General features: G+C 75.5%; 14 protein-coding genes, 1 pseudogene and 1 riboswitch. Of the genes and pseudogenes, 4 read left to right on the forward strand and 11 right to left on the reverse strand.

Annotated elements, in window-relative coordinates:
- Window positions 1–42 precede the first annotated feature (42 nt).
- The gene (locus JE024_RS24580; protein ID WP_372449876.1) at window positions 43–1,131 is read right to left on the reverse strand and encodes a DUF2330 domain-containing protein; all 1,089 of its coding nucleotides are present in this window, start codon (window positions 1,129–1,131) and stop codon (window positions 43–45) included.
- A gap of 239 nt (window positions 1,132–1,370) precedes the next feature.
- On the opposite strand from JE024_RS24580, the gene JE024_RS24585 reads away from it, so the two are divergent.
- On the forward strand, window positions 1,371–3,386 hold the full coding sequence (locus JE024_RS24585; RefSeq protein WP_205375664.1) for a bifunctional glycosyltransferase 87/phosphatase PAP2 family protein: 2,016 nt from the start codon (window positions 1,371–1,373) through the stop codon (window positions 3,384–3,386).
- 132 nt (window positions 3,387–3,518) lie between these two features.
- Here the strand turns inward: JE024_RS24585 and JE024_RS24590 are convergent, their stop codons facing one another.
- The 7 genes and pseudogenes from JE024_RS24590 to JE024_RS24620 form a co-directional block, all read right to left on the reverse strand.
- A complete protein-coding gene (locus JE024_RS24590; protein ID WP_205375665.1) occupies window positions 3,519–3,926 on the reverse strand; it encodes an aggregation-promoting factor C-terminal-like domain-containing protein in 408 nt (135 codons plus the stop codon).
- Between the two features lie 318 nt (window positions 3,927–4,244).
- Window positions 4,245–5,054, reverse strand: a complete 810-nt coding sequence (locus tag JE024_RS24595; protein ID WP_244883058.1) for an ECF transporter S component — start codon at window positions 5,052–5,054, stop codon at window positions 4,245–4,247.
- A 41-nt stretch (window positions 5,055–5,095) separates the two neighbouring features.
- Window positions 5,096–7,028: pseudogene (locus tag JE024_RS24600) on the reverse strand (ABC transporter ATP-binding protein).
- Window positions 7,025–8,158: an energy-coupling factor transporter transmembrane component T family protein gene (locus JE024_RS24605; RefSeq protein WP_205376708.1), complete on the reverse strand. Its 1,134-nt coding sequence runs from the start codon at window positions 8,156–8,158 to the stop codon at window positions 7,025–7,027. Before JE024_RS24605 ends, JE024_RS24600 begins: the two are co-directional and overlap by 4 nt.
- Window positions 8,159–8,547: 389 nt before the next feature.
- Window positions 8,548–9,207 carry an SCO2322 family protein gene (locus tag JE024_RS24610; protein ID WP_205375667.1) on the reverse strand — a complete coding sequence of 220 codons (660 nt, stop codon included), beginning with the start codon at window positions 9,205–9,207 and terminating at the stop codon, window positions 8,548–8,550.
- Window positions 9,207–10,457 carry an SCO2321 family membrane protein gene (locus JE024_RS24615; protein ID WP_205375668.1) on the reverse strand — a complete coding sequence of 417 codons (1,251 nt, stop codon included), beginning with the start codon at window positions 10,455–10,457 and terminating at the stop codon, window positions 9,207–9,209. Before JE024_RS24615 ends, JE024_RS24610 begins: the two co-directional genes overlap by 1 nt.
- A gap of 143 nt (window positions 10,458–10,600) precedes the next feature.
- Window positions 10,601–10,678, reverse strand: a riboswitch (cobalamin riboswitch).
- Window positions 10,679–11,168: 490 nt separating this feature from the next.
- Window positions 11,169–11,801, reverse strand: a complete 633-nt coding sequence (locus tag JE024_RS24620) for a TetR family transcriptional regulator (RefSeq protein ID WP_205375669.1) — start codon at window positions 11,799–11,801, stop codon at window positions 11,169–11,171.
- Window positions 11,802–12,030: 229 nt separating this feature from the next.
- On the opposite strand from JE024_RS24620, the gene JE024_RS24625 reads away from it, so the two are divergent.
- The 3 genes from JE024_RS24625 to JE024_RS24635 are packed head-to-tail and all read left to right on the forward strand — an operon-like array spanning window position 12,031 to window position 15,205.
- Complete coding sequence (locus JE024_RS24625; RefSeq protein ID WP_205375670.1) at window positions 12,031–13,344, forward strand: glycosyltransferase family 4 protein; 1,314 nt, start codon at window positions 12,031–12,033, stop codon at window positions 13,342–13,344.
- Between the two features lie 38 nt (window positions 13,345–13,382).
- Window positions 13,383–14,123, forward strand: coding sequence for a class I SAM-dependent methyltransferase (locus JE024_RS24630; protein WP_205375671.1), 741 nt, complete (start codon window positions 13,383–13,385; stop codon window positions 14,121–14,123).
- Window positions 14,120–15,205 (forward strand): prenyltransferase, encoded by a 1,086-nt coding sequence (locus tag JE024_RS24635; RefSeq protein WP_205375672.1) that lies wholly within the window; start codon window positions 14,120–14,122, stop codon window positions 15,203–15,205. The genes JE024_RS24630 and JE024_RS24635 overlap by 4 nt, the downstream gene beginning before the upstream one ends.
- A 94-nt stretch (window positions 15,206–15,299) precedes the next feature.
- Here the strand turns inward: JE024_RS24635 and JE024_RS24640 are convergent, their stop codons facing one another.
- The 3 genes from JE024_RS24640 to JE024_RS24650 form a co-directional block, all read right to left on the reverse strand.
- Window positions 15,300–15,590, reverse strand: a complete 291-nt coding sequence (locus JE024_RS24640) for a hypothetical protein (RefSeq protein ID WP_205375673.1) — start codon at window positions 15,588–15,590, stop codon at window positions 15,300–15,302.
- A gap of 294 nt (window positions 15,591–15,884) precedes the next feature.
- Complete coding sequence (locus tag JE024_RS24645) at window positions 15,885–16,694, reverse strand: DUF5336 domain-containing protein (RefSeq protein WP_205375674.1); 810 nt, start codon at window positions 16,692–16,694, stop codon at window positions 15,885–15,887.
- A 157-nt stretch (window positions 16,695–16,851) separates the two neighbouring features.
- Entirely contained in the window at window positions 16,852–17,778 is a 927-nt protein-coding gene (locus JE024_RS24650; RefSeq protein ID WP_205375675.1) for an N-acetylmuramoyl-L-alanine amidase, read from the reverse strand.
- Window positions 17,779–17,794 lie beyond the last annotated feature (16 nt).

Genomic DNA, 17,794 nt, shown 5'->3' on the forward strand with positions numbered 1-17,794 from the left:
CAGGCTCCGGCCCGGCGGGGAGCACATCGCGGGCGGCCGGGATCAGCCGAGCGGGGGCGGCACCGTCACCGGGGCCGGCGGGGCGACGGGACGCGTGCGGCGGGCCCGCAGCACCCATGCGCCCAGCCCGGTCAGGAGCGCGGCGCCGCCGCCGGACGTCAGCAGCCACGCCGGAATGCCGGCGAACGTCAGCAGTTCGTCCTCGTACACCACCCGCCGAAAGGATGTGTCCTCGGCGGCCGGGCGCAGTTCGTGGTCGCCGTCGATCCTGCCGGGCTCGGGGAAGCTCTGGTCGAGCACCGTGAGGAAGCGTTCCTCCCCGCCGGTGAGGCGGCCCACCGCCCCGGTCGGCGCGACCTTCCCGGCGAAGGTGACCTCGGGCTCCCGGCCGCCGATCGCCGAGACGGGCTCCATCCGGTGGGCGGCCAGCACGAACAGGCCGAGCGACTGCGGCGTCGCCGCACGGCGCGAGAGGCGCATCGGGTAGACCAGCTCGTCACTGGCGAAGGTGATCCTCAGCGGGTCCAGCGCGCCCCGCAGCACCGCGCCCTCCTCGCGGGGCGCCAGCCGGACCGCCACGTACTCCCAGCCCCGGTCGGTGTACGGCCGCAGGTCCTCGGTGAGCCCCTCCGGCAGGTCGAAGCCGTTCTCGCCGAGCCAGCGGCTCAGCGCCCCGGGGTCGGCGGACGCCAGCCGCGCCACGTCGAAGTCGCCGAGCCGTTCACGGCCGACGACGTCCACACCGGCGGCGCCCGGGAGGGGGGCCGCAGCGCCCGCCCCGTCCACGTCGTCGAACGGCCAGTCCCCGCCGCGCGGCCAGAAGTAGGGGCGCTCCCGGTGCTCGGGCGCGGCCGCCCGCACCAGCTCGTCGAAGAGCGCGGCCTCCCCGAGCTCCACCTCTGCGCGGCCCGGCACCGGCATGATCCACGCCGCCCGCGGGGCGTCGCCGCCGACGGTGAACCGCATGACGATCTGCTCGGTGCGGCCGTCCCAGGCCACCACCGAGGTCTCCCGGCCGACCGAGATCCGCGCGTTCCTGTCCGGGATCATCGCGCCGCAGCCGCAGGCATGGGCCGGCGCGACCAGCGAGCCGAACTGGAGTGCCAGCAGCGCGATCATCACGGTGAGCATGCGTGCGAGCACGCTGCGTTCTTGTATGTTCCCCCGCATGCCCCCTGTGACGGGCCCGCCTGCCGGGCGGTTCCCGCACGACGCCGCCCCCGGGTACGGGCGGGCGGCGGACGACGGACAGTCGACAGGGTGACGGCCGGGCGAGGAGGGGGGCGCCCGGATCCCTGCCACGGGGCGGCACGACGCTCCGCGGACACCCCGCGGGCGTACGGACGAGTGGTGGGAAGGCGCGGCGCGAGGTGGTGAACACGGAGCAGGGCGTGTGCGGCAGGACGGCGGCTTCGAGGATCGGCGCGGCCAGGGCGGCGCTCTGGCTGGTGGCGGCCCTGCTCGCCGCACGGCAGACGGCGGCCGTCCTCACCCGGCCCCCCGGCGAGCGCCTCGTCGACCTGGAGGCCTGGACCGGTCCGCAGGGCGTGCCGCACCTGAGCGGTCCGCTCTACGACGCCGGCCGCTTCACCGGCACCCCGTTCGCCGGGCTTGTGCTCAGACCCTTCGCCGACTCCGCCCAGCAGACCCTGGGGGTGGTCTGGACGTTCGGCACCCTGCTGCTGGTCGTCGCCATCGGGCTGGTGGTCTCGCGGGCCCTGCCGGTGCCCGTCTCACGGCGCAGCACCCTGCTCGCGGCCCCCGTCGCCGTCAGCCTGCTGATGCTGTCGCTGCCGGTGCGGGGCAGCTTCCACCTCGGGCAGACCGGCGTCATCCCGGTGCTCCTGGTGCTGCTCGGCTGCTTCGCCGCGCGCGGGGAGCGGTCGGCCGGGCTGCTCGTCGGCCTCGGCGCCGCCCTCCAGCCCACCGTGCTGCTCTTCGCGCCGCTGCTGTGGTTCACCGGCCGCCGCCGGGCCGCCGTCGGCGCGGCGGGCACCTTCGCCGGACTCACCGCGCTCGCCTGGGCGGTGCACCCGGGGGACTCCTGGGCGTACTGGATCCACCACGTGGCCGGAGCCGGCCTCGGCGGCGGCCCCGGCGGCCCGGCCAACCAGTCCCTGCACGGCGCCCTGCTGCGCCTCGGTCTCCAGGGCCCGGCGGAGATCGCCCTGTGCGCCGCGCTCGCCGTCGTCGTGACCGTGCTGGGCCTGCGCCGTGCCGTGCGGTACGCCGGGGACGGGCAGATGCTGCTGGCCGTCGCGATCACCGGCTGCGTCGCCGTCGCCGTCTCCCCGACCGCCTGGCAGCACCAGCTCCTGTGGGTGCTGCTCGCCGTCGTCGGCCGCGTCGGCAGGCGCGCGGGCGACCGCCTGCTGTGGCCCGTCCTGGTGGTCCTGGTGACGACCCTGCCGGGCTCGATGCTGCTGCCCGACCTGGTGCCGCTCCATCCGCTGCGGGACAACACCCTGCTGGTGGCCGCCCTCGCCGCCGCCTGCGGCGTCCCGTTCCTCCGGCTCGGCTCCCCGTACTTCCGTCGCCCGGTGCCCACCGAGTACGCGCGCCCGGCGCCCGCGCGGTGGGGTGCCGTGCCGCTGCTGCCGTTCTGGCGGCGGGCGCTCAGCCGCCCCAACCTGCTGCTGGAACTGCTGGTCATAAGAGCCGGATACTCGGTGTACTCGCACATCAGGGCCGCGGCCACCGGCGGTGTCGACGCCGCGGAGGCCCACGCCCGGCAGGTGCTGTCCCTGGAGCGGGCGCTCGGCATCGACATCGAGCACACGGCCAACCACCTGGTGGCCGGGGTGCCGTGGGCGGAGGCGTTCTTCGACTTCTACTACACGTCGTTCCACTTCACGGTCCCGCTCGCGGTCCTCGGAGTGCTCTGGGTCCGCCGCCCGGCCGACTTCCGCTGGGCCCGCACCTCACTGGCCTTCGCCACGCTCCTGGCGCTCCTCGGCTTCTGGCTCTATCCGCTGGCGCCGCCGCGGCTGATGCCCGGACTCGGCTACATCGACACCGTGCACGGCCCGCAGGACCTCGCCAACCCGGACTACGGGGCGATGACGGCCGTCACCAACCAGTACGCCGCCATGCCGTCGCTGCACTTCGGCTGGGCCCTGTGGTGCGGGCTGGTGGTGCTCGCGCTCGCGCCCGGGCTGTGGACGAAGCTGCTCGGCCTGCTGCACCCGCTGTTCACGGTGTGCGCGATCGTGGCGACCGCCAACCACTGGGTGCTGGACGCGGTGGGCGGCGCGCTGGTGGTCGGCGCCGGATTCGCCCTCACCCACGTCCTGTCGGGCCGGCGGGCGCTGCTGCTCCCGCCCCGCTCGGTGCCGCCCGCGCGGGCGGCCGGCACGACGGACGCACCGGCCCGCACACATGCGTGAACCCCCGGGGTGCGGGACGGCCGTCCCGCACCCCGGGGGTCCGGATCGTCGCGTCCCGCCATGGTCCGTCCGCCCGGACGGCTGCGCCACCCGGGGGACGGCGGGCCGGTCCCGCCGGCCGGGGCGTTCCGCTCAGTACCAGTGGTTGTTCTGCCAGAAGTCCCAGGCGCCGCACGGGCTGCCGTAACGGTCCTTCATGTAGTCCAGGCCCCACTCGATCTGGGTCTGCGGGTTGGTCTTCCAGTCCGTGCCCGCGGAGGCCATCTTCGAGCCCGGCAGCGCCTGGACCAGGCCGTACGCGCCGGAGGAGGCATTGGTCGCGGTGTGGTCCCAGTGGGACTCGTGCTCGACGATCTTGCTGAAGCACGCGTACTCGCCCGCGGGCATCATCTTCTTCGCGATCTGCTGCGGGGAGGCGGGGGCGGCCGAGGCCGCCGAGGACGTCCCCAGCACCGCGCCGGCCGTGCCGAGGAGCACGGCGGCACCGGCGACGACGGACTTGTGGCGGGCGGTGAAGCGGGTGATCGGCGAACGGGACAAGACACTGCCTTACGTCGGGAACGGGGGAGTCGCGCGGCCGGGGCCGGACCGGGCCGGACGCGGACGGCGGGCGCCCTGCGGGTGCCGGCCGGGGCCCTGCGGTGCCGTGCGACGAGAACAGTTGTAGCCGGGGCGCGGGGCGGCCCGCCGTGACCGGCCTCACCCGGCACATACGAACCGAACGGGTCAAGAGGGGCGAAGGCCCCGGATGGTGTAGTTCGGCGTCCGTGCAGGCCGGAGGCCGTTCCGGGGGCCCGCGCGGACCGGCCCGCGCCTACGAGGCGCGATCGTTTCGGGACCTGCGGCCTGTGGGCCGCCTCACCCGCGCGGCGCCCCGGAGGACTCCTCGAAGGTGACCCGCGCCTCGAAGGCCGCCCGCCGGGTGGCCCGGCGCAGCGCCCTCAGCAGCGTGCCGCCGAGGGTGAGCGTCAGCACCACCGTCAGCACCGCCCGCCCCAGGTCCCAGCCCAGCGAGGTCGCCGTCACGTACGCGAGGAAGCGCACCAGGTTGTCCTGCACCGGGTCCCCCGGGTGGTACGAGATGCCGGACGCCATGCCGGTGATGATCGTCCAGCCGTAGAGGTTCATGACCGTGCCGTAGGCGAAGGCCGCGAACGCCCCGTACAGCGCGAGCATCGCCAGCTCGGCCCGGCCCCGCAGCCGTTCCGCGCCGGGCAGCAGCCCGGCGCCCATGGTGAACCAGGCCATCGACAGCATCTGGAACGGCATCCACGGGCCCACGCCGCCGGTCAGCAGCGCGGAGGCGAACATCGTCACCGCCCCGAGCACGAAGCCGAAGCCCGGCCCGAGCACCCGCCCGCTGAGCACCATCAGGAAGAACATCGGTTCCAGCCCGGCCGTCCCCGCGCCCAGCGGGCGCAGCGCGGCACCGACCGCGGCGAGCACGCCCAGCATCGCCACCGCCTTGGCGTCCATGCCGGAGTCCGCGATCGTCGCCACGACCACGGCGACCAGCAGCGGCAGCAGCGCGCCGAACAGCCACGGCGCGTCCCCGGAGTGCGCCGCGAGCCCCGAGTCCCGGTCCGCCAGCAGCGGCCAGCCGAAGAAGACCGCACCGACCGCGCTGACGAGGACCAGCGCGGCCGCCGACCGGAGCCCCAGCCGCACGGGCCGCGGCCCGCGGGAGCCCTCCCGGCTCCCGGCCCGCCTCACTCCGCCCCCCGTTCGCCGAGGGCCGCCGCCACCTGGGGGACGGTGAGCCAGTGCTGCGGCGCCAGGATCTTCGCGACCTGCGGGGCGAACGCGGGGGACGACACCACGACGTCCGCCGTCGGGCCGTCCGCCACGATCTCGCCGTCGGCGAGGATCACCACCCGGTGGGCGAGCTCGGCGGCCAGCTCCACGTCGTGGGTGGCCAGCACGATGGAGTGCCCCTCGGCGGCCAGCGCGCGCAGCACGCCCACCAGCCGGGCCTTGGCCGCGTAGTCCAGGCCCCGGGTGGGCTCGTCGAGCAGGATCAGCGGCGGGCGGGCCGTCAGCACGATCGCCAGCGCCAGCGCCAGCCGCTGCCCCTCGGACAGATCGCGCGGGTGGGTGCTGCCCGGGACCCCGGGCAGCAGCTCGGCGACCAGGGCGGCGCAGGAGCCGGGCCCGGCGCCCGCGTCCTCGTCGGCGGCCGCGCACTCGGCGGCGACGGTGTCCGCGTACAGCAGGTCCCGCGGCTCCTGCGGCACCAGGCCGACATGCCGGATCAGCTCCCCGGGCGCCGTGCGGTGCGGGGCGTGCCCGCCCACCCGGACATCGCCGGACGTGGGCGCGACCATGCCGACCAGGGCGCCGAGCAGCGTGGACTTGCCCGCGCCGTTGCGTCCCATCAGCGCGACGGTCTCGCCCGCCTCGACGTCCAGATCGACCCGCCGCAGCGCCTCGATCCGCGCCCGCCGCACACCCAGCGCCCGCACCCGGGCGGCCCCGCCGGGGCCGGCCGCGGTCGCCGCGGGCGCGCGCTCCGCCCGCCGCCCGCCCGCGCCGAGCCGCGCGAACGCCCGGCGCAGGGCGCCCCGGGGCGGGGGGGGACGCGGCGGGGGACGCGGCGGGGGCCTCCGGGGCGGCCGTCCGGCCGGGGGCGCCGGAGCCGCCCGGTGCGACGGCACCCGCCGCATCGGCCGGGGTGGTGGTTGTGGCGGCCGTGGCCGTGGCCGCCGGGCTTGTGCTGCCCGCACCGGCCGGGGTGCCCGGCGTGGCCGACCGGTCGGTGCCGCGCGCGGCGGCCGGGGTGTCCGGTGCGGCCCCGTCGGACGGGTCGGCGTGCGGGCCCGGGGCACACGGGGCGAGACGGTCGCGCAGGGCGGGGGCGAGGCGGCGGGCGTCGCGCACGGACAAGGGGAGGGGCGACCAGCCCGCGAGGCGCCCCAGCGAGACCACCGGCGGACGGACCGGGGAGACGGCCATCACCTCGGCCGGCGTCCCCGTGACCGGGGCCCCGCCGGGGCCGGGGAGCAGGATCACCCGGTCCGCGTACTGCACGACGCGCTCCAGCCGGTGCTCCGCCATCAGCACCGTCGTGCCCAGGTCGTGCACCAGGCGCTGGAGCACCGACAGGACGTCCTCGGCCGCCCCCGGGTCCAGGGCGGAGGTCGGCTCGTCCAGCACCAGCACCTTCGGGTGGGTGGTCAGCACCGAGCCGATGGCCACCCGCTGCTGCTGGCCGCCCGACAGCGTGGCGATCGGCCGGTCGCGCAGCTCGGCGAGACCCAGCAGGTCGAGGGTCTCCTCCACCCGCCGGCGCATCACCCCCGGGGCCAGCCCGAGCGACTCCATGCCGTAGGCCAGCTCGTCCTCCACCGTGTCCGTCACGAAGTGCGCGAGCGGGTCCTGCCCCACCGTGCCGACGACATCGGCGAGTTCACGCGGCTTGTGGGTGCGGGTGTCCCGCCCGCAGACGGTGACCCGGCCGCGCAGCGTGCCGCCCGTGAAGTGCGGCACCAGCCCCGAGACGGCGCCCAGCAGGGTCGACTTGCCCACCCCGGACGGGCCGACGAGCAGCACCAGTTCGCCCTCCGGCACGGTCAGGTCCACCCGGTCCAGCGTGGGCGCGCCGGCACCGTCGTACGTCACCGTCACATCGTCGAAGCGGATCACTTGCTCGGCTCCTCGGGTCCTTCGGGCGCGTGCTCGGGGGTGTGCGGGACGCGGCCCGCGGCGGCGGGCGGCAGCGGTGCGACGAACGCGGGCAGCAGACCGATCAGCACCGACAGCGCGGGCCACAGCGGCAGTTCGGGCACGGTCGGCGGTACGACGCCGGGGTGCAGGGCCGCCGGGTCCAGCGAAGCGGCCCGGATCATCAGCAGGGCCACGGCCGCCCCCGAACCCGCGACCAGCCAGGACCGGGCGCCCCAGCGGTCGGGCCGGTAGCGGCTGCGCGCCGAACGCCGCCCGCCCAGCCACAGCCCCACGGCGGCGGCGGCCAGCCCCGCGGCCATCAGCGGCACGGCGTAGCCCGCGCCCTCGGCCGCCAGCAGCCCGTACGACCCGGCGCAGACGCCGAGCAGCCCGCCGAGCGTCAGCACGGCCGTGGTGCGGCGCACGGCGCGCGGCACCTGCGCGGTGCGCCCGTAACCGCGCGCGTCCATCGACGCGGCGAGGGCGACGGACCGCTCCAGCGCGCCCTCCAGCACCGGCAGCGCGATCTGGGCGACGGCCGCCACCCCGCCGGTGGAGCGGCCGCGCAGCCTGCGGGCCGTGCGCAGCCGGAGCACGTCGGCGACCATGTTCGGCGCGAAGGTCATCGCGACGACGACCGCGACACCGGCCTCGTACAGCGCCCCGGGCAGCGACTTGAGCAGCCGGGCCGGGTTGGCGAGCGCGTTGGCCGCGCCGACGCAGATCAGCAGCGTCGCCAGCTTGGCCCCGTCGTACAGCGCGAACAGGAGCTGCTCCCCGGTGACCCGGCCGCCGAGGCGGATGCCGTCCGCCCAGTCGGGCATCGGCACCTCGGGGAGCGTGAACAGCAGATGGGTGCCGGGGATGGGGGAGCCGAGCGCGACGGAGAACACGATCCGGACCGCGATCACGAACAGCCCGAGCTTCACGAACGCCCCGTACGACCGCGCCCACGGCGCGTCCGTGCGCCGCGCCGCCACCACGTATCCGGCGACGCCGACGAGCAGTCCGAGCAGGAGCGGGTTGGTGGTCCGCGACGCGGCCACCGCGAGGCCCACGGCCCACAGCCACCACGCCCCGGCGTGCAGCGAGTTGCTCCGCGTCGCCACGGGCGCCCGCCACGCGCCCGGCGTCCCGGGCCCGCGCCGCCCTCCGGCCGCCCGGTCCCGCGCGGGTCGTCCCGCGGTGCCGGGCTCCTCCGGCCCGTGCGGGTGCGCACGGTGGCCGACGAGCCGTTCGGCACGGGTGCCCGCGGGGCGGTCCGCCGTGATGCGGCCTTCGGCCCGGCGGGCCTTCGGATCCCGGCCGGTGCGGGTGCCCGTGGCGGGCCGCCGGTCGTGCCGGGCCGGCTGCGCCGGCGGACCGTCGGTGGCGCGGGCTCCTGCCGGCCGGTCCGGTGCGCCGGCTTCGGTGCGGCGGTGTGCGGGCGCGTGGTCGCCCGCGGGGGTGTCCTCGGCGTGGCGGCCGGTCCGGCCCGGGGGGCCGCCGTCCGGCGGGGTCATCCGCGGCGGCGGCGGGACTGCCACAGGGCCGCCGCGCCGAGCGCGAGGACGGCGGCGATGCCCGCGTACACGCCGACGGACGGGCCGGAGCCCGCGTCGTCCGCCGGCTCGCCGGCCGCCGTGTCCCGCGGGGCCGTCGAGCCCGCCGGATCGGCCCCGGAGACCTTCTCGCCGCACCCCGCCCTCGGGTAGCCGGAGATGGCGCACAGCAGCGCGTCGCCGTTGTAGCGCAGCGGCTTCGCGACCTGGGCCAGGGCCTCCGCGGACGTCGCGTCCGGGGCGAGGCGGGCGCAGGCGGTGCGCGTCGCGGGCGGCGTCTCGCCGGGCACGGCGTCCTCGGGGGTGCCGAAGTCGACGACGAGCGCCACCCGCTTGGTGCCCTCGCGCGCGGGCGTGTCCGCGCACACCGCCGCGAAGTCGGGGGCGGTGCGCGGCTGGGCCGAGTCGCCGCTGTCCTCGCTGACGGAGAACCGGAAGCCGTTCACCGAGCCGTCGGCGGGGCGCGCGGTGGCGGGGCCCTCCGTCGCGTACGTCCAGGCGCCGCCGGTGCTCTGCCAGAACGACCAGTAGCGGTAGCCGGCGGCCTGGGCGGGCGCGGCCGCCAGCACGGCGAGCAGCGCGCCGAGCCCGAGGACGGCGAGGATCCGGCGACGCATCAGAGCTGGTTCTTCCGGCGTCCGCTGAACAGGAACCCGATGCCGACCGCGGCGACGAAGAAGACGCCGACGATCCACCAGGTGGACAGCGGGGAGTCGTCGTCCTTCTTCTCGTCCTCGCCGTCCGTCTTCGAGGGGCTCGGGGAGGCGTCCTTCGCCGACTCGGGCGCCGGGCCGGTCGCGTTCAGACCCGCGACGAGGTCGGTGGAGCCGAACGCCTTCGGGTCGGTGCCGGTGGCGTGCGCGGCCAGGACGAGCTGGGCGTACGCGGCGGGGCCGGTCTCCTTCGCCCAGGCGGCGGCGTTCTGCTGGAGCCAGGTCAGGGAGGCGCCGGCCTGCTCGGTCATCCCCTGCGCGGAGAGCGCGACGACCGCGTCGGCGGTGTTGCCGAAGTCGGGCTTGGGGGAGGAGTCGTCGGCGCCGGGCATCGGCGCGGTGTCGAGGTGGCCGGACTTCGCGAGGGCGCCCGACAGGTAGAGGGCGCCGTTGCGCGCGGCGGCGGCGAGGTCCTTGCCGTCGGTGCAGGCGGTGGCCGCCCCGGGGGCCGCGGGGCCGGCGGTGGCGGCCAAGCCCTGGCCGCTCGCGGCGAGCACGGCGGCCGCGGTCGAGTCGGCGACGATGCCGGGGGTCTTCGGCTGGTAGACGAAGGCGCCGGCCTCCTTCGCGTCGCAGGGCTGCGCGAACGTCAGCAGCGCGTCGAGCGGGCTCCTGCCGCCGGGGGAGGTGACCTTCGCCGGGTCCTGGCCGGCCGCGCGGAGCGCGCCGACGACGACGGAGGTGGAGTTGGCGTCGCTGGCGCCGCCGGGGTTGTAGCCCCAGCCGCCGTCCTCGTTCTGCACCGACTTCAGCCAGTCGGTGGTCCTGGTGACGACCGCCTCCCGGCCGCCCAGCGCGGCGAGCGCCTGCACGGCGGCGGCGCTCGCGTTGGTGTCCAGCGGCAGCTTCGCGTCGCACGGCTTCGACGTGTCGGCGCGGTACGACGGGAACCCGCCGCCGTCGCAGCTCTGACCGGCCAGCAGGTCGACGGCCTTCGCGGCGGGGACCACGCCGACCGTGTCCTGGGCGAGCAGCGCGAGCGACTGCCGCCACACGCCGTCGTACGTCGGATCGCCCGTGCCGTACAGGCCGGACGGGAGGGCGTCGGACGGCGAGGGCGACGGGGACGGCGCGGCGAGGGCCGCCGGGGCGGTGGCCGCGGCCAGCACGGCGGCGACGGCGAACGCGGCGGAGCCGCGGCGGACGGTGGTCATGCGGGCGGTGGCCTCTCCTGCGGATGGTTCCGGCGGGAGGCGGGCTCGGGCGCACGAGGGCACCGGGCTCCGGCTCCGTATGCCTCGACGGTGCCGGCCACCGGCGGGACGCAGGCGGCACGAGCCGGTCACGACCGCGTACGGGGCATTCCGACTCGCCGGCGGTTTCGTACCGCCGGCTCACGGCTGCGGGTCAGTGCCGGATTTCCACCGGCTTCCCCCCGAACGGGCAATGAGGACGACCCGCACACTGTACCGGCCGGTCACCGCCCGGAGGCGGGGCCCGGATCACACCCCGGTCACGCCCCGGTCCCGCTCCGGCCACACCGCGCACACCCCACCGAGCGCCGCCTCCCCGGGCCTTCGGCCCGCCGCGCACCCGACCCCGGGTGTTCCGCCACGCGATGCCGTGGGCGGCCCGGGGCCGCGCTGCGGCGAGGACAGCCCTCGGGCCGCACAGCCTCCGGCCCGCCGCGCACCCGACCCCGGGTGTTCCGCCACGCGATGCCGTGGGCGGCCCGGGGCCGTGCTGCGGCGAGGACAGCCCTCGTGCCGCACAGCTCCGGCCCGCCGCGCACCCGTCCGGACGTTCGCCCCCCCGCGGGCCGCTCCGCGACCCACCTGCGGCCGGGGCCGCGCGGCGCCACGGCACCCCGGCGCCGCGCCACCCGGGGGCCCGGGGCCCTCACACCGCCACCGCCCCCGGAGGTCTCACCCCGCCGGGGGCAGGTCGATCAGGCGGCAGACGGTGTCGAGGTCGGCGCGCACCTGGGAGATCGACGCGCGGCCGGAGAGCCAGGCGATCAGCGTGGCGTGCCAGGTGTGCTCGATCACCCGGATCGCCGAGAGCTGGTCGGGCGTCGGGTCGGTGAGGCCGGTGGCGTCCAGGATGATCGCCGCGGTCCGCCGGGACACCGCGTCCACCTCGGCGCTGACGCTGCGGTCCGCGAACGTCAGCGCCCGCGCCATCGCGTCGGCGAGATGGGGCTCGCGCTGGAGCGCGCGGAAGGCGCGCATCAGGGTCTCCGCCACCCGCTCCGCGGCCGAGTCGCCGGCCGGCGGGCGCCTGCGCAGCGTGGTGTGCAGGTGCGCCAGCTGGTCCTGCATCGTGGCGACCAGCAGATGGATCTTGGAGGGGAAGTAGCGGTAGAGGGTGCCGAGCGCGACCTCGGCCGCCTCGGCCACCTCACGCATCTGGACGGCGTCGAAGCCGCCCCGGCAGGCCAGTTGGGTGGTGGCCGCCAGGATGCGGCGCCGGCGCGCCTCCTGGCGCTCGGTGAGGGCCGGTGCGCCGCCGACCAGGGGCGTGGCCCCCGGCGCGGCCCCGCTGGCTTCCGCTGTCATCTGTTCCGTCCCTGGTGATGCCGTGACGCGTGCGGCGCGCGGCGTCGCGCCCGCCCGGCATGGTGCCGCACACGGTGTGTCCGTCGTGGCGTGAATCACCTGATCCGCCGGTCACAGTTGCGCTACCTGCCGGTAGATTCGAAGCTCTTGAACGATCAAGTCTGAAACTTGTTCTACATTAGCGCGACCGATTACGCTCCGGCGGAACGCAGTGAGAAGGGGGCCGTGGGTGACCGCAGAGGCCATAGAGATCGGCCCCCGCACGGGCGCGTCCGCCGACGGCGGCGCCCCCCTGCGCATCGCGCTCCTGACCTACAAGGGGAACCCGTTCTGCGGCGGACAGGGCGTCTACACCCGCCATCTGTCGCGTGAACTCGCCCGCCTCGGCCACCATGTCGAGGTCATCGGCGCCCAGCCGTACCCGGTGCTCGACGAGGGCGTCCCGCTGACCGAGCTGGCCAGCCTGGACCTGTACCGCAGCCCCGACCCGTTCCGCACCCCGAAGCGGGACGAGTACCGCGACTGGATCGACGCCGTCGAGGTCGCCACCATGTGGACCGGCGGCTTCCCCGAGCCGCTCACCTTCTCCCTGCGGGCCCGGCGCCATCTGCGCGCCCGCCGGGGCGACTTCGACGTCGTCCACGACAACCAGACCCTCGGCTACGGGCTCCTCGGCGACATCGGCGCCCCCCTCGTCACCACCATCCACCACCCGATCACGGTGGACCGGCAGCTCGACCTGGACGCGGCCGCCGACATCAAGCGCCGCCTGTCGGTGCGCCGCTGGTACGGCTTCACCCGGATGCAGAAGCGCGTCGCCCGCCGCCTGCCCTCGGTGCTCACCGTCTCCGGCTCCTCCCGCCAGGAGATCACCGAGCACCTCGGTGTCCGCGACGACCGCATCCACGTCGTCCACATCGGCGCCGACACCGACCTCTTCTCGCCGGATCCGTCCGTCGCCCAGGTCCCCGGCCGGATCGTCACCACCTCCAGCGCCGACGTGCCCCTCAAGGGGCTCGTCCACCTCGTCGAGGCGCTCGCCAAGCTGCGCACCGAGCAGCCGGACGCCCACCTCGTCGTCGTCGGCAAGCGCGCCGAGGACGGCCCCGTCGCGCAGATGATCGAGCGCCACGGGCTGGGCGACGCCATCCGCTTCGTCAAGGGCATCACCGACGCCGAGCTCGTCGACCTGGTGCGCAGCGCCCAGATCGCCTGTGTGCCGTCGCTGTACGAGGGCTTCTCGCTGCCCGCGGCCGAGGCGATGGCCACCGGCACCCCGCTGGTCGCCACCACCGGCGGCGCGATCCCCGAGGTCGCCGGCACCGACGGCGAGACCTGTCTCGCGGTGCCGCCCGGCGACTCCGACGCGCTCGCCGCCGCCCTGCGCCGGCTCCTCGGCGACGAGGACCTGCGCACCCGGCTCGGCGCCGCGGGCCGGGCCCGGGTCCTCGCCCGCTTCACCTGGAAGCAGGCGGCGATCGGCACCGCCGAGCGCTACCGGGAGGCCATCGCCGCGTCCCGGACCTCCGTCCGCACCCCCTGAGAAACCCTCACGCACCGCCCGCAGGAAGGCAGACCCCCGTGCTGACCGTCGACTTCTCCCGCTTTCCGCTCGCACCGGGCGACCGCGTGCTCGACCTGGGCTGCGGCGCAGGCCGGCACGCGTTCGAGTGCTACCGGCGGGGCGCACAGGTCGTGGCCCTGGACCAGAACGGCGAGGAGATCCGCGAGGTCGCCAAGTGGTTCGCCGCGATGAAGGAGGCGGGCGAGGCCCCCGAGGGCGCCACCGCCACGGCGATGGAGGGCGACGCGCTCAACCTGCCGTTCCCCGACGAGTCCTTCGACGTCGTCATCATCTCCGAGGTCATGGAGCACATCCCCGACGACAAGGGCGTCCTCGCCGAGATGGTGCGGGTGCTCAAGCCGGGCGGCCGCATCGCGGTGACCGTGCCGCGCTACGGCCCCGAGAAGATCTGCTGGGCGCTGTCCGACGCCTACCACGAGGTCGAGGGCGGGCACATCCGCATCTACCGGGCCGACGAACTGCTCGGCAGGATGAAGCAGGCCGGGCTGCGCCCGTACGGCACCCACCACGCGCACGCGCTGCACTCGCCGTACTGGTGGCTCAAGTGCGCCTTCGGCGTGGACAACGACAAGGCCCTGCCGGTGAAGGCTTACCACAAGCTGCTGGTCTGGGACATCATGAAGAAGCCGCTCGCGACCCGGGTCGCCGAGCAGGCGCTCAACCCGCTCATCGGCAAGAGCTTCGTCGCCTACGCGACCAAGCCGCACCTGCCCCGCGTGCCGGAGGCGGGGGCGTGACCACCTCGGGCCGTACCGAACACCTCGTCCTGCCCGGTGTGCTGACGGCCGAGGAGGCCGAGCGGACCGTCGCCGGGATACTCGCCGGGCAGCGCGAGGACGGGGCCATCCCGTGGTTCCGCGGCCACCACCTCGACCCGTGGGACCACACCGAGGCCGCCATGGCGCTCGACGCGGCGGGCGAGCACGACGCGGCGGCGCGCGCCTACGCCTGGCTCGCCGAGCACCAGAACCCCGACGGCTCCTGGTACGCGGCCTACCACGACGGCGACGCCGGCGCGGTCACCGACCGGGGACGGGAGAGCAACTTCAGCGCCTACGCCGCGGTCGGCGTCTGGCACCACTACCTCACCACCGGCGACGAGGCGTTCCTCGACCGGATGTGGCCCGTGGTGTACGCGGCGGTCGAGTTCGTGCTCGGCCTCCAGCAGCCCGGCGGCCAGATCGGCTGGAAGCGCGAGCCGGACGGCACCGCCGTCGACGACGCGCTGCTGACGGGGAGTTCGTCGATCCACCACGCGCTGCGGTGCGCGCTGGCGATCGCGGACGAACGCGAGGAGCCGCAGCCGGACTGGGAACTCGCCCTCGGCGCGCTCGCGCACGCCGTCCGCCACCACCCCGAGCGGTTCCTCGACAAGGACCACTACTCGATGGACTGGTACTACCCGGTCCTCGGCGGCGCCGTCACCGGCGACGCGGCGCGGGAGCGGATCGCGAGCCGCTGGGACGAGTTCGTGGTGCCCGGGCTCGGCGTCCGGTGCGTGCTGCCCAACCCGTGGGTCACCGGCGGCGAGAGCTGCGAGCTGGCGCTCGCGCTCTGGGCCACCGGCGAGTCCGACCGCGCCCTGGAGATCCTCCAGTCCATCCAGCACCTGCGCGCCGACGACGGCATGTACTGGACGGGCTACGTCTTCGAGGGCAACCGCGCGATGTGGCCCGAGGAGCGCACCACCTGGACTGCGGGCTCCCTGCTGCTCGCGGTGGCCGCGCTCGGCGGCGACGAGGCGACGGTCGCCGTCTTCGGCGGGGAGCGCCTCCCGGCGGGGCTGGTGCGCCGGAGCGAGTGCTGCGGGGCGCTGTAGCCCGGGGCGGGCCCCTGCTTCCGGGGCTCCGCCCCCGTGCCCCGGTGCCTCGCACGGGGGTGTGGAGCGGCCGGGGGCCGGGCCGTGCCCGGCCTCAGCGGCGGCGCAGCGCGCCCGCGGCGGCGTGGCCGATGAAGAGGTAGACGATCGCCGCGAGACCGTAGCCCGCGACCACCCGTGCCCACTCCTCGTCGAAGGTGAACAGGTCGTACGACCAGCCGGCCAGCCAGCGTGCCGACTCCCGGACGAACTCCACCAGGTCGTTGGCGCGGTTGGCGTCCAGCAGGTACATCAGGATCCACAGGCCGATGATGAAGGCCATCACGTCCGCGACGACGACGATGATTCTCGCCGCGGCCGAGGTGTTGCCAGCGCGTGTTGTCATGTACCGCGTCTTGCCTCTTGTGCGCCTGTGAAACCCGTCCGGACGAAGCCGGATGACGGCGGCTCCGTCCCTCGGCGCGAGGGCCGAGGGCAGTCCGGTGCGGCGGTGCCCACCGGCGACCCGGCGGGCCCGTGCCGCTCGAAGCGGCGCCCGGTGCGGCCCACCCCGTGAAGGGGCGAGGTGCCGCCGGTCGTCCGACTCGGCGGCCTGCGCACGGAGTCCGGACATGCGAGCGGCCCCCCGCCCTGAAGGCGGGGGGCCGCTCGGCCGTGCACTCGCGGATGCCGCGTCGCGTCAGCCGCGCTGGATGCCGGAGGTGTCCTGGAGGACGCCGCGGCGGCCGTCCTGGGTCTGGGCGATCAGGCCCGGACCGCGCTGCTCCACCGCCAGGTACCAGGTGCCGGGCGCCAGTTCGGCGATCGGCGACGGCGAACCGTCCTCGCCGTACAGCGGACGGGCCACCGGCACGGCGAACCAGAACGGCGAGAAGTCCGAGGAGCCGCCGCCCTGCGAGGCGTCGGCCGGCGCCGGGGCGCCGCCCTGCCCGGCGGGCTGCCCGCCCTGCGGCTGACCCGGCTGGGCGCCGTAGGGCTGGGGCTGGCCGGGCTGCGCGCCGTACGGCTGCTGCTGGCCGGCGGGGTAGCCGTAACCGCCCTGCGGCTGGGCGTTGTAGGGCTGCGGAGCCGCCGGGCGCGGGGCGCCGACGAGCGGGGCCTTCAGCGCGGGCACCAGCGGGGTGGCGATCGCGGCGCCGGTGAGCGCGAGCGAGGCGATCAGACCGAGGATCAGGCCGGCGCCCGCGTCGATCTGGTCGAGGTCGATGAGGGTCCAGAAGAAGAACCAGGCGACGAACACCGTCGCCGCGACGCCGAACTGGCCGAGGTCGATCCCCGCGATCTTGCGCTGCGGCTGCGTGCGGGAGAGGACGATCAGGACCGCGCCGAGCACGCCGACCATGTAGACGGCGAGGGCGCTGTTCAGGCTGTCCCACGCGTTCGGCCCTTCGTCGCCGACGTCGTAGGTCTTGAGGAACGAGGCGATGAACAGCAACACCGCTGCTCCGATCACCACGCCATCGCCTCGAGTGAGGGAGCGGATGTTCACGTGTCAGTCCTTCGTAGGTCGTCTCATCGGGGCGGTCGTCGCTGCCGCCCGCTGGGCGGGTGCACGGACGCGGAGCTCGGGGGAAGACTCCCCATCGTAGAGGCGAATCTATCGTCCGGCGGTTCCGGCCGTCCTCCCGGTATCCCGATTCACAGGGTCACCGACGGAGATAACCGGCGATCCCGTCGGCCATTCCCTGGGCCGCGCGCTGACGCCAACTCGCGTTCGCCAGCAGGGCCGCGTCCTTCGGATCACGCATATTGCCGCATTCGAGGAACACTTTGGGAACGGTCGAGAGATTCAGGCCGCCGAGATCGTCCCGTACGTCCAGGCCCGTACCGTCGCCGATGTAGTTGGACGGTTCGGTTCCGGTGGCGCTCGCAAAGGCGTCCGCGAGGTGTTCTCCCAGTTCGCGCGAGGGGCCGACGATCCGGGAGGTGTCGGCTTCGCCGCTTTTGACGAGACCGGGGAGGATGATGTGGAATCCGCGATTCCCGACCGCCGACCCGTCCGCGTGGACGGAGATCACGGCGTCCGCGTCCGCATTGTTGCCGAACCGTGCTCGTTCATCCACGCACGGACCGAACGGACGATCGTCGTCCTGGGTGAATTCGACCCTTGCGCCCTGCTTCTCGAGCAGTGTGCGAAGACGGCGTGAAACATCGAGGGTGAAATCGGCCTCGCGATGGCCCGCGTTGCTCGCGGTGCCCGTGGTGTCGCATTCCTTGCGATTCGTTCCGATGTCCACGAGCTTGTTGATCTCGCTCGTGTGACGGAAGTTGCCGGGGTTGTGCCCCGGGTCGACGACCACGGTCCGACCGGCCAGCGGCCCCCCGGCAGGAGCCCCGGACGAGGCGGAGGCGGACGGTCCGGTCGCCTCCGGATCCCCCGGCTTGTCCGCCGGGCCCGTCGTCACGGGCGCCGGGGCGGACGGTTCGGCGCCCGCGTTCCGCCCCTCGTCCCCGCCCGGCCACAGCAGCCACCCGGCGAGGGCGGCGGCCGGCACGAGCACGGCGACGGCGGCCGGAACACGCCGGGAGCGACGCGGTCCGGTGGGGCGGTGCTGGTTCTCGTCGTACGGCACCCCGCGATGCTAGCGG

The organism is Streptomyces zhihengii (assembly GCF_016919245.1).
GTDB lineage: Bacteria > Actinomycetota > Actinomycetes > Streptomycetales > Streptomycetaceae > Streptomyces > Streptomyces zhihengii.